Source organism: Salinimicrobium gaetbulicola (genome assembly GCF_042676025.1).
In the GTDB taxonomy this organism is placed as follows: domain Bacteria; phylum Bacteroidota; class Bacteroidia; order Flavobacteriales; family Flavobacteriaceae; genus Salinimicrobium; species Salinimicrobium gaetbulicola.
Window position 1 is genome coordinate 1,461,915 of record NZ_JBHTJP010000032.1, and the last position, 24,834, is coordinate 1,486,748.

Below are 24,834 nucleotides of genomic sequence, written 5' to 3' on the forward strand. Positions count from 1 at the left end.
CGTTTCCCAGGTCCGCTACTTGCGTTAACCGGAGACGTTGCCTGCAAGCTAAAAACTGATAAAAAACTAAGCTTTTGATTTAAATGAAGAATAACCGAGTCTTTAACTATGAATTAGCCTCAAAAGGCGACCGACTTTTTGCTGCAATTACTCAAGGAGTTTTACTTTTCATTCTACTGATTATAGTTTATAAGTTCATAGGTATTCCGATCGCAGCAATATTTTCCTCTGACACCGACTTGATTGATATTTTAATTTCTATTCTTCAAGGCCTGTTCTTGGGAGCAATATTTTATCCATTCTTCACTGGAAATTTAGGCCATAAGATTTTTGGATTAAAAGTTATTTCGGCAGAAACAGGAGAAGATTATAAAAAAGCCGATGAAGGGGCAATACGCGAATGTTTAAAAAACCTTTTGGGATATTTAATTATACCTAACATCTGGATTCTGTGGGATAAAAAAAATCAGAATTTGTACGACAAACTGACCAATACTTATGTTGTCAAAAGGTTTGATTAAACACGGATAAGAACTTATTAAATCAAACGGAGAAAAGCCTGCAGGCAACAACGGTTAACTAAAATGGCTTTTATGAGGGATAATTTCCTACATTTATTTCCATAACCAAAACTCGTCTCCACGGAAAGTGACATCTTCCCTACTCGCCACTTTTGTTAACCGGAGACGTTGTAAGCAAGCTTAATTTTGAAAAATTTCGTTTCTATAGAAGAAAACCTTAATAAAAATGATTTAATTAAAATATTTCAAAACGTTGAAATCGGATAGAAAAAGAGAATTCCTAAGAATTATAAATAATCGCGGATTAAATATTGCGGCGATTTTAATAGCAACAACTATTGCATTAATAAAGGCTTGGAGATTTTCTTTAAATCTTCCTGGTAGTGCAAATATGGGTGGTTTAGCTCTCCTACTTCTAATCCCAATCCTAGGTTTAATAGTTTTAATTTCATATTTAATACTAAGAAAACCACTAAATGAATTCAGTTGGATAATAACTGTAATTGGAATAATTTATCTCATTTACAAATCCACTGATATTTAATGTTTCACTATAAATATTCAAATTAAAAAGAAGTTTAAAAAGACGTGAAATCGTATAAATTAAGCCAGCTCACAACAGCGGTTAACGAGCAAATAGCTTAGATCCTTCGAAAATGACATTTTTGACTACCTTTAAAAAGATAACTTAACCGACAAATTTGGCGTTTCCCAAAACCGCTACTTGCGTTAACCGGAGACGTTACCTGCAATTTGAAAACAAACGATACATACAAATTGGAATCAAAAGGACGAAGGGTTTATAGAATTGGTTTTGCCGCCATTTTGAGCGGACTGCTCTTGCTTTATGGATTGATGGACAATTCGACAGGACTTTTAGTTTTTGCTGCAGCTATAGCCTTTTCAGTATTTATTGAGTTATTAATTCATGAAGAAACCATAATAGAATTAACCGCTGAGAAAATGAAAGTTAGTATTTCAAAACTTTCAGGAACGATAAAGGATGATTATGAAATTCCACTTTCCGAAATTCAGTCGAGATTCTTTGAAAGAAAGACTTATGACGGATACATGTTGGCATTTCATACTCTTTGGGAACTTTATTTTCCGACCAATAAAAGTCAGCTGACAATCCATTTAAGAAATGGTAAAAGGAAAGAAATATCTTTAAATGTATCTGACAATGAAGCAAGGAATCTAATCAGTAGAATTCCTGAAAGGATTCCGAATTTTTAAGAAAGAAAAAACTGCAGGTAACATCGGTTAACGAGCAAATAGCGGAGAACCGTTCAAAAATGACATTTTTGACTACCTTTAAAACGATAACTTAACCAGACTAATTCGTGTTCCCCTACTTCGCTACTTGCGTTAACCGGAGACGTTGGGCACAATTATAACTACCTCATGAGACCAATATTTCTGATAATCTTAATTTCTCTCATTTCTTGCAATAAACAAGATAGAACGGAGTCAAAATCATTAGGATGGATAACTGTTTCTAATAGTGATTCTTCAATAACTTTTAAAGACTCTTGTCTAGCAACAGAACTTAATATTATGAAAGTCGATTTAACGGATTCAATTGTTTACTTGAAAGACAAATGTAAAAACCAAAATTTGAGCATTCTTGCTGCCAAATATGAATATCCTGACGGTTCATTAAACGTTAGTTCAAAAATTACTAATGATACAATTTCAACTATATCAAAAAGCGAATTCATAGGAGCTTTTGAAGAGAAATACTATGAGCTAATTGTAGACTCAATCACAACTAAATGGACAATCAATAACCGAATTCCAGTTCAACTTTCAAAAGATTCAACTCGGATTATTAAGAGAATTAGATTATAAATAACTGTGCCCAACATCGGTTAACGACCAAATAGCGGCAGACCTCTAAAATGACATTTTTGACTACCTTTAAAAAGATAACTTAACCGACAAAATACGTTTCCCAGATCCGCTACTTGCGTTAACCGGAGACGTTGCCACCAATTTTATGAAATTATGAGTGAATACTATGTTTTACTAAATCAAACTCAAGAAGGTCCATATTCCAAAGAAGATTTGAGAAAACTTAATTTAAGTAGAACTACTTTAATTTGGAATAAAGAACTAGATGATTGGACAGAATTAAAAAATGTAAATGATTTAAAATTTCTTCGAAATGAGTTGCCTCCTGAGGTAAATTTAAACAACAAGAAATCCACTTCAATAAAATCAAAATTAGCTAATCAAATTATTAGCATTTTTAGAATATTGATAGCATCATTTATCATAGGAACCATATTTTTTATTGGATTCGGATTTTACAACAATTTATTCTCCTATAAATTCTTTAATAAAGACATAAATTTTAGTGACACACACGAAGTTCTTGGTTATAAACCAAATCAATTTCAATTTAATGAAGTGTCATCAAACGGACAATATGGAAGATCCTCTGGATTTATGGAAATTAGTGATTCAGGTAAGGAAGAGGTAAGAGAAATTGTAGTTGAAGAATTACTAGAAGAAAGTTTTCAGTTTTCTTTATATACGGTTATTGCATCCTTTTTAATCTTAATTTTAATTTTCTATTTGATAAAAGGTATTCGATGGGTTAGAAAATACTCTTCCTAAAAAAATAGTACAGTTAAACTGGTGGCAACAACGGTTAACTAAAATGGCTTTTTTGAGAGATATTTTCCTACATTTATTTCCATTAGAAAAACCCGTTACGCCTGAAAGTGATTTCTTCCCTACACGCCACTTTTGTTAACCGGGAACGTTGTACACCATTATTTAGAATATGAAATACATCCAATTATTAGCATTTTTATTGATATTTAATAGTGGTCAATCTCAGGAAAATGACAAACTACTTTTAAGACAAGATTTAATTTCTGACTTATCTAAATACCCAATCTATCCAAGACTAACAGAAGAAGTTAATGGTAAAATAGAATGGAAAGAGGATTTTAAATATTTAGATGAAATTGACATTTATTCTATTACATATTTAAGTGATGGTTTAAAAGTAAAAGGACTTTTAGTCAAGCCAAAGAAAAAAGGAAAATATCCTTCTGTAATTTTTAATCGAGGTGGAAATCGAAATTTTGGTGCTTTAGCAATCGCCCACGGGGCAATTACACTCGGTCGAATTGCAAAAGAAGGCTATGTTGTAATTGCTAGTCAGTATAGAGGAAATGTGGGTGGTGAAGGAAAAGAAGAATTTGGAGGAAAAGAAGTCAACGATATAACTATTCTACCCGAGGTATTAAAAGAAATAGAATCAGCAGATACTGATAAAATAGGAATGTATGGATGGAGTCGTGGTGGAATGATGACTTATATTGCTTTAACTAAAATGGATAAAATAAAGGCTGCAGTAGTTGGTGGAGCAGTTTCAAATAGTTTTAGTACTATCGAAGATAGACCTGAGATGGAAACAAATGTTTTGGTAGAACTAATTCCAAATTACCAAGAAAATAAAGAGGCTGAATTAGAAAAAAGATCTGCTATTAAATGGGTTGATAAGTTTCCAAAAAATGTTCCGATTCTAATGTTGCATGGAAATTCTGACTGGAGAGTAAAACCAGAACAAAGTTTAAATCTAGCTTTGGAATTTGAAAAACATAGAATTCCATATAGACTAATCATATTCGAAGGTGGTGACCATGGAATTTCTGAACACAAAAAAGAAGTTACCGACCAGGTAATAACTTGGTTTGATCGATATTTAAAAAATGGTGAATCATTACCTAATATGGAGTATCACGGGAAATAACGGTGTACAACATCGGTTATCAAAAATGGCTTTTTTGAGAGATAAATTCCTACATTTATTTCCATAACAAATATTCGTCTCCACGGAAAGTGATGTCTTCCCTACTCGCCACTTTAGTTAACCGGGAGCGTTGTACGCAATTTTAAACTAAATCAGCATAAATGAAGTTGAAACAGTCCAGAGACGAATTAGAAAGAGCCAAACAGACTGTAGAAAAAATTAAGAATTCCGATTCTCTAGATGAATATGAGGAACTTTGGAAAGACTTTTTACATTATCTAGAAAAGACGTGGATTAAAGCCGAGCGCGAATGTCAAGGATTTAAAAATAAATTTATGCCCTGGCAAGGAAAGTTTAAAAACCTTAGAAGAAAAGACCCGCTATTAAAGTACTTAAAGAACGCAAGAGATGCTGATGTTCATTCGATTCAAGAAATAACAAAGAAAGGGAAATCTTCCGTAACAGGTAACTTTGTAAATCCGTCGGGAGGTTATATAGAGAAAATGGTAATTAAAAACGGAGTAATTGAAGAATATAAAGGAGATCCAATAATTTTTGAGTTTTCACCGGGATTTGTAAAAGCTATATCCTTCTTTAACAATAATCTGTTATATGACATCCCAAATTACCATAGAGGTGAAAAAGTAAAAAATCCTGATAACCCAACAGAACTTGCAGAGTTAGGAATAAAATTTTATGCTGACTATTTAGATAAGATAGAAAAGGAGTTCTAGAAAACTGCGTACAACATCGGTTAACGAGCAAATAGCTGCAGACCATCTAAAATGACATTTTTGAGTACCTTTAAAAGGATAACTTAACCAATAAATTACGTTTCCCAGGTCCGCTACTTGCGTTAACCGGAGACGTTGTACACAATACCGAAAACCATAAATGAAAATCCAAAAACTAATAATTGGAATCTTAATACTGAGCTTAATTGCTTGTAAAGACTCTAAAAAATCTGATGGAAAAATACAACCACCTGCAATCGAATTTGACTTTTCTGATATGCCAGAAAATGTGGAGGTTAAACCAGATACTTATGTGAATGATTTGGAAAAGTTATTTACTAAAGAACAGAATGAAAAACTTGAAAATTATTTGACTAAACTTTATTCAAGTACTTCAAAAAAAATTGTAGTAGTAACCTCTCCTTATAGCAAAGAATTAGATAAAGAATGGGAAATTGGAACAGCATTTAGTAACGGCGGATTATGGATAGTCTTTAGCAAATCGATGAAAGAGGTTAGTATAGGAGCGGATAAAAAAACTGACAAGATTATTCCTCAAGAGGATAGAGAAAAAGTAATTAACGAAATTATTATTCCTGAATTTGAAAATGGGAACTTTTATAAAGGCATTGAAAATGGAATATTAGAATTATTAAAAAAATGGAAATAAAAGTACTGTGTACAACATCGGTTAACGAGCAAATAGCGGCAAACCTCTAAAATGGCATTTTTGACTACCTTTAAAAAGATAACTTAACCTACAAAACAATTGTTTCCCATGACCGCTACTTGCGTTAACCGGAGACGTTGTAGCACATATGAAACTAACCGCAGAAAACATTAAGAACAACTATCTGATTTTGATAATTAAGCTCACAATATTGAGTTTATTTGTTTTCTCCTTAGTGCTTGGAAAAATTGAAACTTCAAATCATTTGAAGTTTGTTGCGGAAACTGGAAACGGATTTCAAAACTTTCTGAATGTACTAAAAGAAACATCTTATTTTAGACCTGCAATAATCTTGTTAATTCCACTCCTCGGAATTTTTATTAATAATAAAATTGGTTGGGTTTTAATTCAATCTTATTTCTATTTTCTAATTTCTAATTTGGCATTTTCAGCTAAATATATTGACTCCACTGATAACACTCTGATTTTAATAAACATTGTCGGATTCTTACTATTGTTTCTAATTATTATTCTTATGAATAAAAAGAGGATCAGCGATATGATTTATGGGATTGGAAAAACAGAATTGATAAGTAAAAATATTATTGCTTCTTTTATTGGAATAGGAATAACAATAATTTTAGCATTGATTAAAGTAGATGGAATATAAAAAATACGTGCTACAACATCGGTTAACGATCAAATAGCGGCAGACATCTAAAATGACATTTTTGACTACCTTTAAAAAGATAACTTAACCGACAAATTCGCGTCCCCTACTCCGCTACTTGCGTTAACCGGGAACGTTGTGCAATATTTTTAAGAATGAGAAAGAGTATAACATTATTTTTTTTATTGCTTTCTATTTCAGGTATAAGTCAGCAATATCAGAAAACAGAAGTAATTGATAAAGCAAAGGAATATTTAAAATCATCAGTCGGAGAAAACCTTTATAAATACTTTGAACTTAGTCCAGATTCATTTTATAAATATCGGACAAAGTCTGGCAAAATTAAATGGGAAAACATTAATGAAGGAAAAAAGACCAAAGGAGAATTTGTAAATGCCAAACAAATGGTGTTTTTACTAAACCATCCTGATTTTCAGTATAAATTCGTAGATAAAACGATAATAGTCCAATTGGACTCACAGCTAAATTTGAGTGAAAAAATCAATTTAGATAAAATCCCAAAATTTCTCCTAAACGATAAAAATTCTGATTGGATAAGTGAAGAAAAAATAGACAAGATTATTTCAGACCAGGATTTAAAAAAATCGATTAGAAAACCAATAAAGCGATTAGAATTTGATTCAAAAAACAAATATTATTACTGGATCGTTTTCAATACTCTTTATCAAGAAATGTGTTTTTCGAATGAAGAAATACTATGGATTAGCCCAAAAACAGGAGAAATCTTAAAACACTTTGAAGAAAGACAACATCAAATAGATTGCAAGTAAAAAAACATTGCACAACACCGTGTAACGCAAATGGCGGGCATTCTGCTAAAATTCGGTAATTTAGAGACCAATTAGAAACAACTAAGCTGACAAGTTCGCCTTCCCTACTCCGCGCCACTTGTCGTTACACGATACCGTTGTGCAACATCTAAAAAAATCTATGTCAGCAAAAAAATTTGATAAACCAGAAGGAAAAGAACATCTTGACAAGGATTTTCTTGAAGAATTAAAGCATAAAATCTGGTCAACTAAAGGAACAAGATTTACAGCTGACAGCCGACTAAAAGCAACAGCTCAACTCTCACATCTTTGTATCAGCATTCTCTCCGTCTATCTGATTATTTTCGGACTATTAACTGTTTACAAAATTTACAATCCCGGAGAAGATCCTGACTCGGCAAATATTATTGCGTTTTCAATAACAGCTACTTCGATTCTCCTTCTTGTCTTTTCGTTGTACGAGAATGCTCAGAACTACCAGATCAGAGCAAAAAACTTCCACGACTGCGCATTAGATTTAGCCGACTTGTACAACGAATTGCAAAATTTCAAGACGTATAGAAAAGCAGCAACTGATGTAGAAAAAATGGAATTCACTCAGGATTTACAACAGCGTTATCAAAACGTCCTAAGAAAATATGATAACCACTCTCCAATTGATAATCGAAAATTCAAAAGTGAACATTTGGATTACTACAAAACCTTAGGATGGGGCTTCAAATTGCGTACGCTGGGAAGTTATTTTATTAAAACCAAGCTTGTCTATTGGACAGCCATAATTGTTCCTGGAATCATCCTTTACCTCATTATGAAGTAAAAAGACGTTGCACAACAACGGTTAACTAAAATGGCTTTTTTGAGCGATAATTTCCTACATTTATTTCCATAACAAAAACTCGTCTCCACGGAAAGTGATGCCTTCCCTACTCGCCACTTTTGTTAACCGAAGACGTTGGCACACATTAAAAAAGTGAAAAATCAAATCTACATATTGATTGTCTTAACATTGCTTGGATGCGGAAATTCTGAGAATAAGGATTCTCAAACCATTTCTGAAAGTATGGAACTTGTACCTGAGCCTGATAAAGATTTAAGACATAAATATGAAAAAACACTAGTAAAAGAAGTAGAGAAAATTGATTCTGTCAATTGCTTTGGGAAAACCGTTGATTTTTTAAAACTAAAAGACAATGAACTTCAAACAGATTTCTTCGCCAAATTAGATTCCTTACGAAAAGTTCAATTTCCTGACAATGACCAAGAAACTTCAATAATGGTCGAAATAACACCTGAATATTTAAACAAATTTCTTTCTGATATTGACCAAGACTCTCTAATTATAAATAAAAGGTTTGATAAAGAGTATAATTTCAACATTGCACCAAAAGATTACACAGACCCTGAGATATGTAAAGATAAAATCGCAATGAATTTTGATGAAAAAAACTGCTCTTTTCAACTAAATGTCTACAATACATTTTTAGTTGAACCTGATTGGTGTACGGAATCAATGGTCATTTATGGATTCAAAATACAGAATGAAAAAATCGTTGACTTTTGGAGACAAGAAGCGGGTTGAATAGAATAAAAACGTGTGCCAACATCGGTTAACGAGCAAATAGCGGCAGCCCCTTCTAAAATGACATTTTTAACTACCTTTAAAAAGATAACTTAACCGACAAATAATCGTTTCCCAGTCCGCTACTTGCGTTAACCGGAGACGTTGTGCCTCATTTAAAAAAACGGAATCTAAAAATGAAATTGTTTCCAAGCAAAAGCTTTAAAATCGATCTGAGTGAAAATAGTTCATTAGCAATGGCGGACTTGAAACAAAATACAAGACTGACTTCTAATATTGTTTCAAAATGGGGAGTCAAGGAAGATTTTATTGGACAAGTAGAGAAAAACGGATTCAAAGTTATTTCTTCAATTGTAGGTTTTGGTGCTCTTTGTGTTTTAATTGGAAAGTTTCAAAATAGCAGCGGACAAATAGAGGTTAGACTTCACAAAGCTTTTAAAATCTTATTTTCAATTTTATTATCATATCCTATAATTGGATTTTTCATCATTTGGTCAACTCAAGGAATAGGAACTGCCATAGACTTATTGCCAATTTTAATTTTCGCGTTTTTGGCAACCAGATTCTTATTTATAGAATTAAGTTTTAGAGTTATGTCAAAAATCGGAATGAATAAGTTGACTAAAACTATTGGAATAAAAACGAGGCACAACATCGGTTAACGAGCAAATAGCTAAGATCCTTCAAAAATGACATTTTTGACTACCTTTAAAAAGATAACTTAACCGACAAAATACGTTTCCCAAGTCCGCTACTTGCGTTAACCGGGGACGTTGGGCACAATATAACCACTGAACTTAAAAGATATCTTGATAAATATGTCATATTTGTATTACTCCATTTACAAATTCATTCTTCTGACTCCTTCCAAAAGTGAGCAACCTGAACATATTGCGAATATTACTTTATCATTAATTCTATCTTTTACTCTATTTGGAATAGTAAACATACTTGAATATTTAAACCTAGATCTGACTTACAACATTTGGGAAAATAAAATGGTGTTTGTTGGAATTTATCTAAGTTTCATGATTTTGGGATACTTTCTTTTTATAAGAAACAAAAGATATATTGCGCTCGGACAAAAATTTGATTCTGAGAGCAAAAGGAGTAAAATTAGAAATGTAGCCTTGATTATATCTTATGTGATTCTATTGATTATTTTAAACTTTGTTATTAACTGATAAAATACTGTGCCCAACACTGTATAAAAACAATGCTGAAACGTGTCTCGAATCGAAAGTCCGTGCTCGCTTGCAACGCCTGATTGTCCTGCGGACAATCAAGCTCGCCAGCTCGCACTGTTTTTATACGGGACGTTGTGCACAATTTAAACAAATGTTATGACTTTGAAACCAAATATTACTTTAACACTATTAGTTGTATTTATATACCATTTTGCTTGTAGTCAAGAGTTTTGTAATGTTCAAAACTATTCTCCAAATCAAGAATTTTCTAACCTATCAAGTATGTTGTTTACAAATACATCAACAGAAGAAATGTTATGCATTAATGTATATTATCATATTGTTAGAGATGATATAGGTTCAGATAATTCTAACCCAATTAGAGCTTTTGAGTTAGGTGGTATTACAACCGACTTGAACTCAAAATATAACCCGCACAATATTAGTTTTCATTATGTAGGATATGATTATATAGACAATGCCTTGCTAAATGATTTGCAAAATTCTGAAATCAACCCTCTATTAGCCATTAATAATGTTTCAAATGCAATTAATATTTATATAGTAAATAATGTAACCGCAGGATGGAATGGGTTTGCCAAAACCATTCCAGGCAGATACTTAATTATAGCTGCAAATGCAGCCTTATCACATGTAGTCTCTCATGAAATAGGACATTGTTTAAATTTATACCATACACATCATGGGCACCCTATTGCCGAACCAGCATCTTCAACATACCCAAATGCATGCGAAGAACTAATTGATGGCTCTAATAACACAGTATGTGGTGATTATGTTCAAGACACACCTGCTGATTCTGGGTTAAGGGTTGATGGAATTGATTATACAAATATTAACTGTACCTAAACAAAAGCAGATGGATATAATCCTGACACTAAAAACATTATGTCTTATACAAGACCAAATTGTTTAAAGTATTTTACCAATGGGCAAGGCATCAGGATGCGAGACGCTATTCTTAACTCTCCAGTTTTACAGCCTGTTTTAAATTGTAATTGTACGGTTGCAGCCTTTTTAGGTAAATCTACTATTTGTAGTACAGAAACTGCTTCCTACACTATACCTTGTAACAACTCTTCTTTTACTGTATCTTCAAATTTGCAGGTAATTAGTTCAACCAGCAATAGTATAACGATAAAGGCTGCAAACTCATCTGTAAATGGTAGTGCCTTTGTAGAAGCTAGCATAAATGGCAATGCCTATCAAAAAGAAATTTGGGTTGGTAAACCAAAGGCAGATATTCAACTTACTCCAGAAGGCAATTATGTTTTTATGGAGCTTGTTGGTGTTAATTCCGACATACATGAGCAAAACATAACTGCCATAAAATGGGAAACTGAATCATCAACTGGTAGTGCTACTATGGGACAGTTAATTGATAGGTTTGAAAATCTTGCCCATGGCAATAATGATAATTGGAGCATAAACGCCAAAATTACGCTTACTAATGATTGTGGTAGTACAATTTTATACAAATACATTATTCCGCCAGAGCCACAACCCTGTGAAGGTAATTACAGGATTACAAAAAACAATAGAAATGAGTATATTACTTATAGAATAATTGACCCTTGTGCAAGGTCAACCACTAAAAGTAAAACAGAAAAAGTAAAAGACAAAGAAATTAAAGAAGCGGTATTATTCGATATATATGGTTTAAGAATAAAAACATACTCAAAAAATAGCTTTAACACCAATTACCTTAAAAAAGGCGTATATATATTCAAAGTGAGAATTAATGAAGAAGTAATAACCAAAAAGATTATTGTAAATTAAAAACAAAAGAGAAATGAGAAAAATACTTATTATAACACTATTATCCTTAACAATTTTAGGTTGTTCCAAAGGGAATAATGACCTTAAAAACAATATCCCAACTGAATTAATTGGAAAATGGAAATTAACAGAAAGGTATACTAATTCTGGAGGTGGTGATTTTAATTGGGTAGAGATAAATACTAGATTAGAGTATGACATTTGGTTTAAAACAAATAGTGATGTAATTATGAAATCATTGGGAGAAAATTGTGAAGAAGGAAGTTTCGCTGTAATAGAAAATGAAATTAATTTCTCTTTTCCTTGTGGTGAAAGTACAATTCCTATTGACTCATTATCAAATACAACCTTAATAACAAACATAAGTTATATTGAGTATGAATTGAATAAATACATTAAGGTTGAAAATTAAAGTAGTTAATAATTAAGAATAAGTCAGAAAAAACTGTGCACAACATCGGTTAAGCGCAAATAGCGGGCTTAGTCGAAAAAGTGTATTTTAGACATCAAGTAACAAACAACAAAGCCGACAAGAAAGCGTCCCTACTCCACGCTACTTGCCTTAACCAAGACCGTTGTGCAAAATTTAAAAGAAGATATGCCTAAAATATTGATTTCAGGAAACGGATTCGATTTAAATATCGGACTTCCGACATCTTATATAAACTTCATCAAAATTTTAAATCTTGTCAAAGCAAAAAATAAAAACTTAGAGTTTGATTCAGTCTATTCCGAATGTTTTCAATATGAAAATATTCGAGAAAATTTTAACCAATTCGAGTTTAATCTTGATAAAATTAAGATCCTGGAAAAAGAACTTGAATCGAACATTTGGTTTGACTTTTTTGAAAACGAATATCAAATTGATACATGGATTGATTTTGAAAACAGAATAGAATACGTCCTAAATATTTTATTTACGGCACTAGAATACGTTCAGAAAAATGTCTTTGATGGTGGTTCTAGAGCCGAAGACGATCTATCGTTTACCTCAGATATTTTTAAAAGAAATGTTGAAATAATTGAAGTTCTCAGTAAATTTTCAATTGTGGATTTTGATTTTCAATATAATGTATCCTTCAATAAAGACTTCTTGATTAAGCGATACGGACACTATTCCGATTTAGATATGGATAAGATCACTCGAATCCTAAGAAAGGAATTAGTGCAATTCAAAAGGATTTTTAATTACTTTTTTGAAATATTCGTTTTCCCTTTTTACGAAAATTCAAGTCATCAGTTAGATGATAAAATGTTTGATCAGATTGATTATCATTACACCTTTAATTATACTCCAACTTTTCAAAAGTTATATAAAAGCAACATCGAAACTAGATTTTTGCATGGAAGAGTAGACTCTACATTAAACAAGATAGTAGTTGGAATAAATGAAATTCCTACAGAAAAGATAAACAAAAAATTTTTCCTTCCATTCACCAAGTATTTTCAAAAATTAAATAATGACACTGACTACATCTTTATAAAAGAATTGGAGGAGGTACAAAGTTCGAATTTTATTTTTTTCTTTTTTGGGCACTCACTAGATGAATCAGATAAAGATTATATCAATGAAGTATTTGATTTTGTCAATAAAATAAAAACTGAAATAAAGGAGATAATAGTAATTCACCACAACGAAAGTTCTAAATCCAACCTATTGATAAACCTTTTAAATATTCGTGGTAAAAAGGACATCGAAAACTTAATGCGTAGTGGAAACTTGATTTTTCGTTCTATTAATTCTCCAGAACTTAAAGAGGATTTGAATAAAGACATTAAAAAAGCATACTACGTCTAAACTTTGCACAACATCGGTTAACGATCAAATAGCGGCAGACATCTAAAATGACATTTTTGACTACCTTTAAAAGATAACTTAACCGACAAATAATCGTTCTCCACGTCCGCTACTTGCGTTAACCGGAGACGTTGGCACCAATTTGACCATAGAAATATGAAATGGACTTTAACAACAATTTTTACATTCTTAATCTTGACCGATTTAATTGCGAGTCCTCAAGTTCCTGATTACATAATTTACAAGAACGACACAATTCCGACATACAACTTATTGGTCGAACAATATCTACAAACTCGGAAAGATGATAATGGACGATTATTTGATTTGAGTTTCAGAAACTCAATAGATGGTCAGTTAGGAACTTCTATGAACTGTTGGAGAGGTTATCAAGCCATTTACAAAATAGAAAATGACAGTTTATTTGTAAGTGCAATCATTGATTGCCACTCTCTGGAAAACAAAAATCAAAAACCAACTAACTATATCAAAAAAGTATTTGGAGATAAAGTCAAATCCAACAAAGTTTTTATAAACTGGTATAGCGGAAATATTAGTTTTCCAGAAAAATCTAAAGAAAACAAAATCATACGTTGGGATGGAGTATTCGAAAGAGTTTTTCTCTATGAGACAGCAATAAAAATAGAAAATGGAAAAATAATTGAAGTTAGTAACGAAGTAAATTACGTAGATTCAGAAAACGGAATAGATAGAATGGAAAGAGATTCTATCAGCAATATTTTATTTGACCATATTAAGAATCATAAATGGACAAAATTGGACAAATTTGATTGCGGAGAAAAATATACAGTCGTGATTGGGAAAAATGGAAAAATAACTGATGTGATAATGACAGATTATCAAACCGAGGAACAGATTGAACAATATTGGGACACTAAAAGGGAGTACAATTTTTGTGTAAAATCTGTTAAAAAAGCACTATCAGAATTGCAATTTGACATTCTAAAAAGGAAAGGAAAACCAACAGAGGAAAAAGTATTTATAGAGATTTGGTTTAATGAAGATGGAACAATGGAAAACTGGACGGATTAAAAAAACTGGTGCCAACATCGGTTAACGAGCAAATAGCGAACGATCCTGCTTAAAATGACATTTTTGACTACCTTTAAAAAGATAACTTAACCGATAAATTCGCGTCCCCAACATCCGCTACTTGCGTTAACCGGGAACGTTGCCACACATATGAAGAAACTGCTCCTTTTAGCGATTGTAATTCTGATTATAGGTTGTGAAAACAAAACAACCGAAATCAGATATTATCCCTCTGACCGCGAATTTCAAAAGGACAGTATCCAACTTATCGGACTTGATACGACGAAATTAAATTTTCGTCAACTGACAAACAAAAGTGCTGAGTTTTATGTAGATGAAGGAAAACAAGTTGTGGTGGAATTTGACGACGGTAAAATAAAAAAGCGGGTCATCCCTTACGTGTACACGGGCGGACTGATCAAATTAAAAAACATTTTGCAGCTAAAATCTGACTCAATCTTAATTGACGATGGTTATTCGATCAGCGAACTAAAACGGATCCTAAAAAGACATTATCTTAATAAAGGTGAGATTCCGCAATATTCAGACTCGCCAGAACGAGCTCTTGTTGAAGTTACGATTGACACTAACCAAAGTGGAAAAGAATTAAAGGAACTTTTAACCAGATTAACCCGTTCATTTGACGAAATCAAAGGCGAGATAAATGATTCAATTGAATTGAGAGTAGCTTTTGATTATTTCAGACAGATTCCACCACCACCGCCACCGCCAAAACCGAACGATATTATTAAGGGAGAATAAAAAATACGTGTGGCAACATCGGTTAACGAGCAAATAGCGGTAGACACTTGTAAAATGACATTATTGACTACCTTTAAAACAATAAATTAACCGATAAATAATCGTTTCCCAAGTCCGCTACTTGCGTTAACCGGGTACGTTGCCATTAATGTTGAAAAAACTTTAACCAAATGAAAAACAAATTTCTAAATGCCAAACATTGGCAATTATTCGTTCTAATGTTTGGAATTCCTTTTCTCTTACAAATTGTTGCATCGATTTTAATGTTCCTAAATATTGATTCTAATGGTAATCCGGACCTAACCGGAATGATCAGCATTTTAATATCATCTCCTATTATAATGTTACTTTATACGGGAGTATTTTTCGGCTGGTTTTGGTCAATTGGAATTGGCCTTCAAAAATATATTCCGGCTGAAATAAAAATGAAAATCAAAAAGTTTAAAGTATTCTTCTTTATCCCATTATTTTATATTCTTTTCATTTTTATATTAATCGGCACTACCTTTTTCGGAATTTCTATTGGGAGTAATGCAGTTGGTGGAATAGTTGGTAAAATGCTGATTTTTATTATACCCATGCATCTTTTTTCAATGTTTTGTATGTTTTATTTGCTCTATTTCGTTTCAAAAACAATTAAAATTACTGAATTAGAAAGACCTGTAACCTTTAGTGATTTTATAGGAGAGTTCTTTATGATTTGGTTTTTTCCAATTGGGATTTGGTTTATTCAACCTAGATTAAATAAAATAGTATCCGAAAAAAACACTAATGGCAACATCGGTTAACGAGCAAATAGCTGATATCCTTCAAAAATGACATTTTTGACTAGCTTTAAAACAATAACTTAACCGGACAAATTCGCGTCCCAACTTCCGCTACTTGCGTTAACCGGAGACGTTATGCAACAGCTAAAAAGACAATGTAACTAATGAAAATCCTGCTGACTACAATATTGATCCTTTTCTCTGTATTCAATTACGGACAGGTCGACAGTACAGATCATATCGGTAAAGAACTCCAAGATTGTCTTGATTCAAGTGAAAACTACTCAACAAAAAGAATGACTGACTGTGTGAATACGGCAACAGAAAAATGGGACGCTGAATTAAACAAGGCATACAAAGAATTATTAGACTTGTTGATGGCTGAACAAAAAGAAAAATTAAAAATCTCTCAAAGAGAATGGATTGAATTTCGAGACAAAGAGATTGAATTTTCAAATCAGCTATACTATGACTTGGAAGGAACAATGTGGATTCCTGTTGCAGCACAGACAAAACTCGACCTAACAAAAAAAAGAACAATAGAACTTGAAAGTTTTATATCCGTTTTGACTCTCAACAAGTAATGGAACAGGAACCGACACCAGTAATTGAACTTTTTGTTCTGACTCTATTTTTAGGGTCGATTACATTTTTACTGGGAGCGATTTTTCAGGGTTATATACTTTACAAGAACAAAAAATCATTACTGACAAGTATTTCAGTAATTATCCTGACAAGAATTATGACCATTTCAAGTTCGTTTTTGATCTGGGCATTTTGGCATTTCCAGATTGATTTTATGTTCTTATTTTTCTATTTGCCCGCGATTTTACCCGAACTAATCTTTAGTCCATTATTCTTGAAAATTTTTGGAAATAACATAATTAAAAGGAAAGCCGTTGCATAACATCGGTTAACCAAAATGGCTTTTTTGAGAGATAATTTCCTAAATTTATTTCCATAAGAAAAACCCGTTACGACGGAAAGTGAAGTCTTCCCTACTCGCCACTTTTGTTAACCGGGAACGTTAGCAAATATTTTATAAAAAAATCATTTTCAAGTGGACTTCAAAAGATATATAAAAACATTTTTGATCCTTTTTTATTTATTACTACTTGCTTGTAATTCAAACAAAAAAGGAGACGATAGTTTCAAAAAAGAAGTTAATTCTGATTTAGCAGAAACAAATCAAGAAATTTCACATAAACTGACAAACCAAGAAATAAATAAAACGAATAGTGAGTGCTCTATACCGGAAAAAATACGATTGTTAGGAGATGAACTTAAGAATTGGTCTTTTATTGAGGAGACCGATTTATCAATTTATACTTCAGATTACGGACCTTATCCCAAGAGGAACTGTTATTCTTTTATTGAAAATGATTTTACCAATGATGGAAAAAATGACTTCGTTTGTATAATGAAGGATAAAGAAAATGGAATTTTTCAATTGGTGGCATTCAACAATTACAAAAGTGAACCAAAATTTATTGTTATTGACGGAGCTGCAGATTACGGAGAATATGGAATTGGAAACATTCTTTATTATTCAAATAATGAAGGATTTGTCTCCAACAAGTTAGGGTCGGGAGTAGCTCGAATTACTTGGAAAAATCATTCCTATCAAATAAATTACTCTGATTAAAACATTTGCTAACATCGGTTAACGAGCAAATAGCGGAGAACCGTTCAAAATAACATTTTTGACTACCTTTAAAAAGATAACTTAACCGACAAATAATCGTTTTCCCAGGTCCGCTACTTGCGTTAACCGGAGACGTTGTGCACAATTTTAAACCGTTTCCAATGAAATTTAAATTAATAATAGTATTCATATTTTTTAATTTGACAGCTTTTTCTCAAGATGTTACGGTAAAAGAAATTGACAACTATATCGGTTCCGTGGACTCAAATTCCAGCCTAAAACTAAATGAATATGACTGGAATGAAATTACCGGAAGTCATATTGACCATGGAGCAACCTTGAAAATTTGGAAACTAGAAGGGGAGATTGTAAAAATTGAAGAACAATTTGGTGCATCTTACGGCAGATATACAAGATTGACCTATTTAAAAAATAATAAACCTATTAAAGGAATTGAAACTGAGGAGAATTTTGAATTTAATAATGATGATATAGATTATTCCAACTTAAATATTCAGTTTAAAATGGAAATATTTGTAACCCGATTTAATGACCTAATTGGAGAATATGAATTTGATGTAATTGAAGAAGGGAAAAGAATGGCTACGGACCCCTATTGTGATTTAAATAGTTTCTTTACAATTATAGATGAGATTGATGATTTATAATAAACTGTGCACAACATCGGTTAACGAGCAAATAGCTGCAGACCATCTAAAATGACATTTTTAACTACCTTTAAAAATAGAACTTAACCGGACAAATTCACATTCCCAGGTCCGCTACTTGCGTTAACCGGGAGCGTTGCCCACAATTATGAAAGGAATCTGTGCTTTATATGAAGAAGAAACTGACTTAGTGGAAAGTCACATTTATCCCAAATTCGTAATTAAACATTCCAAGGAAACTGGTTCTCGATTTTTAAGAAATTTTGAGACGCCAAATAAAAGAGACCAAGATGGTCCAAAACCTTATTTATTAGGACTTAAAGCAGAACAAAAATTTTCCAAGAGTGAAAAATGGTTCGCGGAAAACATTTTTAAACCTTACCTAAATGAAAAGTACACATTAGAATATGATGAAAATTTGTACTATTTCGCAATCTCTTTTTTATGGAGAGTAATTCAATTAGAACTTAGAACTAGTAGAACAGACTTCACTAAAAAGTGGTATTATGACAAAATGATGGAGGCGGAAAAGGAATGGAGAGAATTTTTAAAAAAAAATACAATTCCCAAAAATCACCACAATGTAAATATGCTACTAACAAGTAGATTATTGAACAATAATAGTGGAATTAAAGGTGTAGATTTTTATTTTACAAGAGCATTAGATGCAACAATTGTTAGTAATGAAACAAAGACATCACTTTTGATTTACGGTAAATTCAATAGGTTTATTTTTTGGAGTACAATTTTGAGTGAACCATATACCGATGAATTATATGAAGTGGAAATAAATCCGAATGGAGGAATAATTGAAGTTCCTCAACAAGTGGAATTTTATCCATTCAATTCTTTTGTAAGCAATAGACTTCGCGGAGTAGAAAAAATGCCAAAAGCGGGTGAAGCTCAACAAGAAAAAATTGAAAAAGAAATTTTAAAAAACATCGATGAATTTTGGAAGTCTGATCTGGGAGAATCTTTGGATAATGATATGCGCTTTGATACATAACTGTGGGCAACATCGGTTAACGAGCAAATAGCTGAGATCCTTCAGAAATGACATTTTTGACTACCTTTAAAAGATAACTTAACTGATAAATAATCGTTTCCCAAACCGCTACTTGCGTTAACCGGAGACGTTGTGCACTATTTAAAAAATGAAGAAGCTTTTAGTATTCATAATAATTCTCGTTGTCGGATTTACAGTCTCATGGTATTTGGATATTTGGCATAAACCAGTAGAACAAATTGAAGAACTAATTGGACAAAATTACCATGATGCTCATAAAATATATTTTCATACTGATCCTGACAAACACTACAAGTTGAATATCAATTCTGATTTAAATGAATTTGATGGCGGAATTCTAAATGAAAAAGAAATACTGACTGATTCCATTATTCACGTTTATACATGGAATTATACAACTCATAAAAAGACAATTTGGGTTGGGAAAACTAAAAAAATGAAAACCCAAATTATAGATGCCATACGCATCAGTAATGATGTTGAGTTTTGATGGACATATAAAACAGTGCACAACATCGGTTAACGAGCAAATAGCGGCAGGCCTTCAAAAATGACATTTTTGCCTACCTTTAAAACGATAACTTAACCGATAAATCAAGTTTCCCAACATCCGCTACTTGCGTTAACCGGAAACGTTGCAACACACTCTATTAATCGAAAAGACACTCCTTTTTGCCCTTTTTGAGAGGTAAGGTTTTTGAACCTTGCCAACCTTAGTTTTCTGTCCGAAAAATCAGTCATTAAAAGCAACTTTTTGAGTTTTTATCTGTGGCGGTTCCTGTCCATCACGAAAAACGGACTTCACTCAGACGCTGTGGAAAAGCCTAACTTTATCATTCTTTCGGGAAAAATGAATATTAAAATCTCATCGGGAAACTCCTAGCGGATTTCTAAGCGTGTTGCAACAACGGTTAACTAAAATGGCTTTTTGAGCGATAATTTCCTACATTTATTTCCATAACAAATATTCGTCTCCACGGAAAGTGATGTCTTCCCTACTCGCCACTTTTGTTAACCGGAGACGTTGTGTGTAATGCAAAAAAACAACCCGAAATCAACCAAGAACAGAAAAATATGAAAAACTATCAATGTAAAAAATGTGCAACGCATATTACGAACAGTTCAACACCTAAAGTATTTGGTTGTCCAAGCGGTGGACATCATCAATGGACTGATTTGGGTGAAGTTGGAACTACAAATTACCAATGTAAAAAATGTGCCTTATTAGTGAAATCTAAAAGCACACCAAAAGCTTTTGGTTGTCCGTCAGGAAACCACCACCAATGGTCGAAATTGTAATGGAAATCAACAAAAAATTATTTGAACTTTACGAAAAAGAGACAAAACGACTTTTAGAAAAGAATACATTTCCAGATAATATTGACGGCACGAACCTTATGTACTGTTGGGAAAACGATTATTTGAAATCTAAATATAAAATGCTTTTTATTGGACGTGAACCAAACGGATGGATGGGCGATTTGAATCTCGATGTTAATGACTGCATTGATAGGTACAAAGAATTTGAACTTTGTGAAAATGGTAAATACACTACTTTTTGGCAATATGTTTATGAAACAAAAAACCTATTGATGCCCGAAACGATTGGACAGAAAAATTTTTTGTGGACAAACGTTTCTAAATTTTCTAAAGCAGTCGAGGGAACCGCAATAGATTACGATGATTTTAAATTCTTCTGTGAGAATTTTGATGTTTTAGAAAGAGAAATTGAAATTACAAATCCAGATGTAATTATATTTTTTACTGACAACAGTTGGGACGAAAAAATACAACGCCAAATAAAAGATAAAATTAAATTCAGCAAAGTTGATAACGAAATTGATAACTCAGAGTTAGCGAGAATATCCGCCAAACCATTTCCATTTCACACCTATAGAGTTGCTCATCCAATTACGTTGCAAACTCAAAAAAAATGGAATTATATGGAACGGATTATTGAAAATATAAAATCTCATTTGGTCGATTAATAAAAATACGAACTTGAAAGAACATTGCGGAAAGCACTACACACAACATCGGTTAACGAGCAAATAGCGGCAGACCGTTCAAAATGACATTTTTGACTACCTTTAAAAAGATAACTTAACCGACAAATTCGCGTCCCCTACTCCGCTACTTGCGTTAACCGGGAACGTTGGCAACAATATTAAACAAACGTGAGATTTAAAATTATATACTTCCTCCTACTCTTGTTCTGCATTTTTTCTGCCTTTGGTCAACGGACTTTGAGCGGTCGAGTTATTGGCGAAGATTTGGAGACCCCATTTGAAATTAAAATTTTTAACCAAGACACAACTGAAATTGGAAAAACCGACTTAAATGGTTACTTCAAAATTGAACTGACAAAAGAAACTGAAAATTTAATATTCGCTGGACTTGGCTATGAATGGTCAACAATCTCAATTCCCGAAAATTGCAATTATCTAGAGATAATACTTCTATTTGAATACACTTATGATTTTATGTCTTCAAATAAAATAGATCGACTGAGAAAAAAACGGTTTGAGAAGTTACCTGATCTACGAAAACAAGCTTTTCAAGACGGATTATTCATGGAAAATAAAAAATGTTTTATTCAACAATTTGAACCATATAAACCAGAACTAGATAAAATAGAAAAGCAACTAAAAGAATTATCAAAAGAAAATAAACGAAGCTTTAAAAGACTAGAAGTTGGCGACACAATTACAATTCCATTTAGTGGAACATATAAATATGATGGAAGTGAAAGAACAAGTTTATTTGTTTACTCCTATATCGTAGAAGGAGAAGATTTTGACTGTAAAATCAAAGGGGTCGTAACCAAAAAACAAAAAAATAGAAAAGGATATTTCTTGACCTATAAAGTTACCGAAACGAATAACTGTAAGTTCAAGTCAATAATTTATAACGACAAACCAGTTGAAGTTGGTCAGATATTCGAACAGAATATGAAATATTTCAAAGTAATAATAGATTAAAATACTGTTGCCAACATCGGTTAACGAGCAAATAGCGGCAGGCCATCTAAAATGACATTTTTGACTACTTTTAAAAAGATAACTTAACCGACAACTAATCGCTTCCCCAGTCCGCTACTTGCGTTAACCGGAGACGTTGTGCGTCAGCTTAAGGAACAAACTCACGACAAACAAGAAGATGAAAGGAACTTTTGCAATACTAATTTTATCATTGACACTTTTTGCTTGTAATGGGCAACAAAATTCCAACGTGACAAATCTAGAGAGTGGTTTTTCTCTTATTCAAGACACAATTTCAATAAGTGTAAATGGCAGAATGACTCACGCATTAGAATATAAGGACAAATATTATGTGCTTTTTGAACAACGATTAATGAAATATGGTGGCTACGGAAAAAGATGGCTTTATATTTTTTCAAACAATCAATTAGAAAAAGTGATTGACTGCCCCGAAGAAATGAAAACAGTCTACTTGGATTTTTATGTGCAAAACGATAGCATTATTCTGAAGCCGTATATGGACAAACAAAGCTATTATCTTGATAATACAAATTTAAAGTGGAACAAGATTGACAAAACGGACGACTTAGTATGGGAAGATTCAGACTTTTATGTCTACTCTTTAGACTTTGGTGAATGGGGTGGAAAAACGTGGTTTAAAGACAAGAAAACAGACAGTCAATATGTTTTGGAATCCACAACACCATTGATAAACAAAATCGACAGCACTTATTATTTGACTAATTCCTTTAAAGTTCTGAGAATCAATAACCCAAAGAAGCTAACAAAATGCGATAATGATGTGACTTATGAAAACATAGAGAAGACAGGTAAGAACTACTCTTGGTACAGTGAATCAAAAGGCTATGAAGTGATTTATGAAGATGAGAATGCAGACTATTTTGATTTTTCATATCACCCTAGCATTGTCAGTTCCTTTGTTTATAATGATGAACTTCTACATATTTTTGAAACAGACACAGCTTCGTATCTCTCACGGATAGTGAATAACAAAATACAGCCTTTTGAGAAGATATTTGATAATGTAAAATTTTTCAATTGGCACTTCTCTTATCGTTATAAAAACTTTAATAGCTCTAATGAATTGCTCAAATTCAAAACATCGAATGACCAAATTTATGGTCTGACAACAATTAAGGGTAACAAGATTTATGCAACCTTTTTAGTGAATGACTTTGAATTAAAACCGAAAACATTAGGAAAAGAAAGGTCAAACGAAATTTTTGAAAATAGACTTAAAACAATCCTTGTTGATTTTTCAAAACTGCCCCTTACCAAAGTGGAGTCGAAAGAAAAGGAATGGAAAACTTTTGACATTACACCAAATCACAAAACTGGAATTGGAGACAGTTGGAACCCTAAGAATTATGATATCGACATTAACAAATCTTACCTTGTTGTAGAAGATTCGATTATCTCAAACTCAATTATGTATTATGCTACTAAAAAGACTGATTTAGTTAGAGCTATAACAATTAATTGGGAAAAAACACAGACCGATAGAATTGAATTTGGAAATGATAAGTCGGAAAGTGAAGTTTTTTTGACAAGATTTAATGACCTTGTATTGATTCTAACTAATGAACTTGGCGAACCCAATTCGATAGATGAAGAAAAGAAAAATCAATCATTTGTTTGGACAACAGAGAACAATATAAATGTTGAAATTAAGCTATCGAGACAGGACAACTATAATAACATTAGAATGGTGGTATATGAGAGAAAATGAAAAAGTCGAACGCACAACAACGGCTATACGTAATGCGGGTTTTGGTGCTAAATTGAAAGTGAATGAATATTAACAAACATATCGGTAAACTGAAAGTGAAGTGCATATTAATCCCGCACTACGCATAGCCAAACCGTTATAGCCAATTATCATAACATGCTCAACTACAAGAAAGTTCTAAAAACCGACCAGTTTATACTTCGTCCAATAAAAGAAGATGATTTCGAAGAAATGAAAGAATTGACTAAAAATGACAAAGTTTGGACTTATTTCACCAGTAATTTATCAAAGCAAGAAGAGCTTTTAAATTGGATAAAAATTGCAATAAAATCAATTGAAAATGAAGAAAGATTAGCCTTCACTATCATTGATAGAAAAAATGATAAAATAATCGGATCAACAAGCTTAGGAAACTTTTCCGCACGAGATAAGAGAATTGAGATTGGTTGGACCTGGTTATCAGAAAGTATTCAAGGAACCGGTATAAATCAAATCATAAAATTGATTCTATTAAAATATTGTTTCGAGGAACTTCATTTAGAAAGAGTTGAAAGTAAGACAGATGTATTAAATATTGCGGCAAGAAAAGGATTAAAGAAAAGTGGGTTTATAGAAGAAGGAATTTTAAGAAGTCACACATTACTAGCAAATGGAAGAAGAAG

General features: G+C 32.3%; 30 protein-coding genes. All 30 read left to right on the plus strand.

Annotated elements, in window-relative coordinates:
* Nucleotides 1–83 precede the first annotated feature (83 nt).
* Nucleotides 84–521: an RDD family protein gene (locus ACFQ1G_RS08150; protein ID WP_380738375.1), complete on the plus strand. Its 438-nt coding sequence runs from the start codon at nt 84–86 to the stop codon at nt 519–521.
* 253 nt (nt 522–774) lie between these two features.
* Complete coding sequence (locus ACFQ1G_RS08155; RefSeq protein ID WP_380738377.1) at nt 775–1,065, plus strand: hypothetical protein; 291 nt, start codon at nt 775–777, stop codon at nt 1,063–1,065.
* A 209-nt stretch (nt 1,066–1,274) separates the two neighbouring features.
* Nucleotides 1,275–1,757 carry a hypothetical protein gene (locus ACFQ1G_RS08160; protein WP_380738379.1) on the plus strand — a complete coding sequence of 161 codons (483 nt, stop codon included), beginning with the start codon at nt 1,275–1,277 and terminating at the stop codon, nt 1,755–1,757.
* Between the two features lie 321 nt (nt 1,758–2,078).
* Nucleotides 2,079–2,372 (plus strand): hypothetical protein, encoded by a 294-nt coding sequence (locus ACFQ1G_RS08165; RefSeq protein WP_380738381.1) that lies wholly within the window; start codon nt 2,079–2,081, stop codon nt 2,370–2,372.
* A 156-nt stretch (nt 2,373–2,528) separates the two neighbouring features.
* Nucleotides 2,529–3,143, plus strand: coding sequence for a DUF4339 domain-containing protein (locus ACFQ1G_RS08170; protein WP_380738382.1), 615 nt, complete (start codon nt 2,529–2,531; stop codon nt 3,141–3,143).
* Nucleotides 3,144–3,312: 169 nt separating this feature from the next.
* Nucleotides 3,313–4,290, plus strand: a complete 978-nt coding sequence (locus tag ACFQ1G_RS08175; protein WP_380738384.1) for an alpha/beta hydrolase family protein — start codon at nt 3,313–3,315, stop codon at nt 4,288–4,290.
* Nucleotides 4,291–4,451: 161 nt separating this feature from the next.
* Nucleotides 4,452–5,024, plus strand: coding sequence for a hypothetical protein (locus ACFQ1G_RS08180; protein ID WP_380738386.1), 573 nt, complete (start codon nt 4,452–4,454; stop codon nt 5,022–5,024).
* 160 nt (nt 5,025–5,184) lie between these two features.
* On the plus strand, nt 5,185–5,694 hold the full coding sequence (locus ACFQ1G_RS08185; protein ID WP_380738388.1) for a TPM domain-containing protein: 510 nt from the start codon (nt 5,185–5,187) through the stop codon (nt 5,692–5,694).
* 148 nt (nt 5,695–5,842) lie between these two features.
* Nucleotides 5,843–6,364, plus strand: a complete 522-nt coding sequence (locus tag ACFQ1G_RS08190; RefSeq protein ID WP_380738390.1) for a hypothetical protein — start codon at nt 5,843–5,845, stop codon at nt 6,362–6,364.
* Nucleotides 6,365–6,519: 155 nt separating this feature from the next.
* Nucleotides 6,520–7,155 carry a hypothetical protein gene (locus ACFQ1G_RS08195; protein ID WP_380738392.1) on the plus strand — a complete coding sequence of 212 codons (636 nt, stop codon included), beginning with the start codon at nt 6,520–6,522 and terminating at the stop codon, nt 7,153–7,155.
* Nucleotides 7,156–7,315: 160 nt separating this feature from the next.
* Nucleotides 7,316–7,972 carry an SLATT domain-containing protein gene (locus ACFQ1G_RS08200; RefSeq protein WP_380738394.1) on the plus strand — a complete coding sequence of 219 codons (657 nt, stop codon included), beginning with the start codon at nt 7,316–7,318 and terminating at the stop codon, nt 7,970–7,972.
* A gap of 135 nt (nt 7,973–8,107) precedes the next feature.
* Nucleotides 8,108–8,734 (plus strand): hypothetical protein, encoded by a 627-nt coding sequence (locus ACFQ1G_RS08205; RefSeq protein ID WP_380738396.1) that lies wholly within the window; start codon nt 8,108–8,110, stop codon nt 8,732–8,734.
* A gap of 176 nt (nt 8,735–8,910) precedes the next feature.
* On the plus strand, nt 8,911–9,396 hold the full coding sequence (locus tag ACFQ1G_RS08210; RefSeq protein ID WP_380738398.1) for a hypothetical protein: 486 nt from the start codon (nt 8,911–8,913) through the stop codon (nt 9,394–9,396).
* A 681-nt stretch (nt 9,397–10,077) separates the two neighbouring features.
* Complete coding sequence (locus ACFQ1G_RS08215; protein WP_380738400.1) at nt 10,078–10,791, plus strand: hypothetical protein; 714 nt, start codon at nt 10,078–10,080, stop codon at nt 10,789–10,791.
* Between the two features lie 39 nt (nt 10,792–10,830).
* Entirely contained in the window at nt 10,831–11,721 is an 891-nt protein-coding gene (locus ACFQ1G_RS08220; RefSeq protein WP_380738402.1) for a T9SS type A sorting domain-containing protein, read from the plus strand.
* A 13-nt stretch (nt 11,722–11,734) separates the two neighbouring features.
* Nucleotides 11,735–12,133 (plus strand): hypothetical protein, encoded by a 399-nt coding sequence (locus ACFQ1G_RS08225; protein WP_380738404.1) that lies wholly within the window; start codon nt 11,735–11,737, stop codon nt 12,131–12,133.
* Between the two features lie 186 nt (nt 12,134–12,319).
* Complete coding sequence (locus tag ACFQ1G_RS08230) at nt 12,320–13,519, plus strand: AbiH family protein (protein WP_380738406.1); 1,200 nt, start codon at nt 12,320–12,322, stop codon at nt 13,517–13,519.
* A gap of 156 nt (nt 13,520–13,675) precedes the next feature.
* Nucleotides 13,676–14,572: a hypothetical protein gene (locus ACFQ1G_RS08235; RefSeq protein WP_380738408.1), complete on the plus strand. Its 897-nt coding sequence runs from the start codon at nt 13,676–13,678 to the stop codon at nt 14,570–14,572.
* A gap of 150 nt (nt 14,573–14,722) precedes the next feature.
* Nucleotides 14,723–15,334 carry a hypothetical protein gene (locus tag ACFQ1G_RS08240; protein WP_380738410.1) on the plus strand — a complete coding sequence of 204 codons (612 nt, stop codon included), beginning with the start codon at nt 14,723–14,725 and terminating at the stop codon, nt 15,332–15,334.
* A gap of 170 nt (nt 15,335–15,504) precedes the next feature.
* On the plus strand, nt 15,505–16,122 hold the full coding sequence (locus ACFQ1G_RS08245) for a hypothetical protein (RefSeq protein ID WP_380738412.1): 618 nt from the start codon (nt 15,505–15,507) through the stop codon (nt 16,120–16,122).
* Between the two features lie 143 nt (nt 16,123–16,265).
* Nucleotides 16,266–16,685 carry a lysozyme inhibitor LprI family protein gene (locus ACFQ1G_RS08250; protein WP_380738413.1) on the plus strand — a complete coding sequence of 140 codons (420 nt, stop codon included), beginning with the start codon at nt 16,266–16,268 and terminating at the stop codon, nt 16,683–16,685.
* Between the two features lie 476 nt (nt 16,686–17,161).
* Entirely contained in the window at nt 17,162–17,746 is a 585-nt protein-coding gene (locus tag ACFQ1G_RS08255; protein WP_380738415.1) for a hypothetical protein, read from the plus strand.
* A 161-nt stretch (nt 17,747–17,907) separates the two neighbouring features.
* Nucleotides 17,908–18,414: a hypothetical protein gene (locus ACFQ1G_RS08260; RefSeq protein ID WP_380738417.1), complete on the plus strand. Its 507-nt coding sequence runs from the start codon at nt 17,908–17,910 to the stop codon at nt 18,412–18,414.
* Between the two features lie 148 nt (nt 18,415–18,562).
* Nucleotides 18,563–19,420 carry a hypothetical protein gene (locus ACFQ1G_RS08265; protein ID WP_380738419.1) on the plus strand — a complete coding sequence of 286 codons (858 nt, stop codon included), beginning with the start codon at nt 18,563–18,565 and terminating at the stop codon, nt 19,418–19,420.
* A 148-nt stretch (nt 19,421–19,568) separates the two neighbouring features.
* Nucleotides 19,569–19,931 carry a hypothetical protein gene (locus ACFQ1G_RS08270; RefSeq protein WP_380738421.1) on the plus strand — a complete coding sequence of 121 codons (363 nt, stop codon included), beginning with the start codon at nt 19,569–19,571 and terminating at the stop codon, nt 19,929–19,931.
* Between the two features lie 584 nt (nt 19,932–20,515).
* On the plus strand, nt 20,516–20,740 hold the full coding sequence (locus tag ACFQ1G_RS08275; RefSeq protein WP_380738423.1) for a hypothetical protein: 225 nt from the start codon (nt 20,516–20,518) through the stop codon (nt 20,738–20,740).
* Nucleotides 20,725–21,429, plus strand: coding sequence for a hypothetical protein (locus tag ACFQ1G_RS08280; protein WP_380738424.1), 705 nt, complete (start codon nt 20,725–20,727; stop codon nt 21,427–21,429). Before ACFQ1G_RS08275 ends, ACFQ1G_RS08280 begins: the two co-directional genes overlap by 16 nt.
* A gap of 189 nt (nt 21,430–21,618) precedes the next feature.
* Entirely contained in the window at nt 21,619–22,422 is an 804-nt protein-coding gene (locus ACFQ1G_RS08285; protein WP_380738426.1) for a hypothetical protein, read from the plus strand.
* A gap of 178 nt (nt 22,423–22,600) precedes the next feature.
* Complete coding sequence (locus tag ACFQ1G_RS08290) at nt 22,601–24,172, plus strand: hypothetical protein (protein ID WP_380738428.1); 1,572 nt, start codon at nt 22,601–22,603, stop codon at nt 24,170–24,172.
* Nucleotides 24,173–24,328: 156 nt separating this feature from the next.
* Nucleotides 24,329–24,834: GNAT family N-acetyltransferase (locus ACFQ1G_RS08295; RefSeq protein WP_380738430.1), on the plus strand; the 506-nt coding region annotated here is incomplete at its 3' end.

Coding starts and splice junctions, on each gene's coding strand:
- ACFQ1G_RS08170 (WP_380738382.1), top strand. CDS start 2,529: ATGAGTGAATACTATGTTTTACTAAATCAAACTCAAGAAGGTCCATAT.
- ACFQ1G_RS08290 (WP_380738428.1), top strand. CDS start 22,601: ATGAAAGGAACTTTTGCAATACTAATTTTATCATTGACACTTTTTGCT.
- ACFQ1G_RS08265 (WP_380738419.1), top strand. CDS start 18,563: ATGAAAGGAATCTGTGCTTTATATGAAGAAGAAACTGACTTAGTGGAA.
- ACFQ1G_RS08235 (WP_380738408.1), top strand. CDS start 13,676: ATGAAATGGACTTTAACAACAATTTTTACATTCTTAATCTTGACCGAT.
- ACFQ1G_RS08270 (WP_380738421.1), top strand. CDS start 19,569: ATGAAGAAGCTTTTAGTATTCATAATAATTCTCGTTGTCGGATTTACA.
- ACFQ1G_RS08190 (WP_380738390.1), top strand. CDS start 5,843: ATGAAACTAACCGCAGAAAACATTAAGAACAACTATCTGATTTTGATA.
- ACFQ1G_RS08250 (WP_380738413.1), top strand. CDS start 16,266: ATGAAAATCCTGCTGACTACAATATTGATCCTTTTCTCTGTATTCAAT.
- ACFQ1G_RS08245 (WP_380738412.1), top strand. CDS start 15,505: ATGAAAAACAAATTTCTAAATGCCAAACATTGGCAATTATTCGTTCTA.
- ACFQ1G_RS08195 (WP_380738392.1), top strand. CDS start 6,520: ATGAGAAAGAGTATAACATTATTTTTTTTATTGCTTTCTATTTCAGGT.
- ACFQ1G_RS08220 (WP_380738402.1), top strand. CDS start 10,831: ATGTCTTATACAAGACCAAATTGTTTAAAGTATTTTACCAATGGGCAA.
- ACFQ1G_RS08175 (WP_380738384.1), top strand. CDS start 3,313: ATGAAATACATCCAATTATTAGCATTTTTATTGATATTTAATAGTGGT.
- ACFQ1G_RS08275 (WP_380738423.1), top strand. CDS start 20,516: ATGAAAAACTATCAATGTAAAAAATGTGCAACGCATATTACGAACAGT.
- ACFQ1G_RS08200 (WP_380738394.1), top strand. CDS start 7,316: ATGTCAGCAAAAAAATTTGATAAACCAGAAGGAAAAGAACATCTTGAC.
- ACFQ1G_RS08230 (WP_380738406.1), top strand. CDS start 12,320: ATGCCTAAAATATTGATTTCAGGAAACGGATTCGATTTAAATATCGGA.
- ACFQ1G_RS08210 (WP_380738398.1), top strand. CDS start 8,911: ATGAAATTGTTTCCAAGCAAAAGCTTTAAAATCGATCTGAGTGAAAAT.
- ACFQ1G_RS08150 (WP_380738375.1), top strand. CDS start 84: ATGAAGAATAACCGAGTCTTTAACTATGAATTAGCCTCAAAAGGCGAC.
- ACFQ1G_RS08260 (WP_380738417.1), top strand. CDS start 17,908: ATGAAATTTAAATTAATAATAGTATTCATATTTTTTAATTTGACAGCT.
- ACFQ1G_RS08225 (WP_380738404.1), top strand. CDS start 11,735: ATGAGAAAAATACTTATTATAACACTATTATCCTTAACAATTTTAGGT.
- ACFQ1G_RS08180 (WP_380738386.1), top strand. CDS start 4,452: ATGAAGTTGAAACAGTCCAGAGACGAATTAGAAAGAGCCAAACAGACT.
- ACFQ1G_RS08215 (WP_380738400.1), top strand. CDS start 10,078: ATGACTTTGAAACCAAATATTACTTTAACACTATTAGTTGTATTTATA.
- ACFQ1G_RS08165 (WP_380738381.1), top strand. CDS start 2,079: ATGAAAGTCGATTTAACGGATTCAATTGTTTACTTGAAAGACAAATGT.
- ACFQ1G_RS08280 (WP_380738424.1), top strand. CDS start 20,725: ATGGTCGAAATTGTAATGGAAATCAACAAAAAATTATTTGAACTTTAC.
- ACFQ1G_RS08240 (WP_380738410.1), top strand. CDS start 14,723: ATGAAGAAACTGCTCCTTTTAGCGATTGTAATTCTGATTATAGGTTGT.
- ACFQ1G_RS08185 (WP_380738388.1), top strand. CDS start 5,185: ATGAAAATCCAAAAACTAATAATTGGAATCTTAATACTGAGCTTAATT.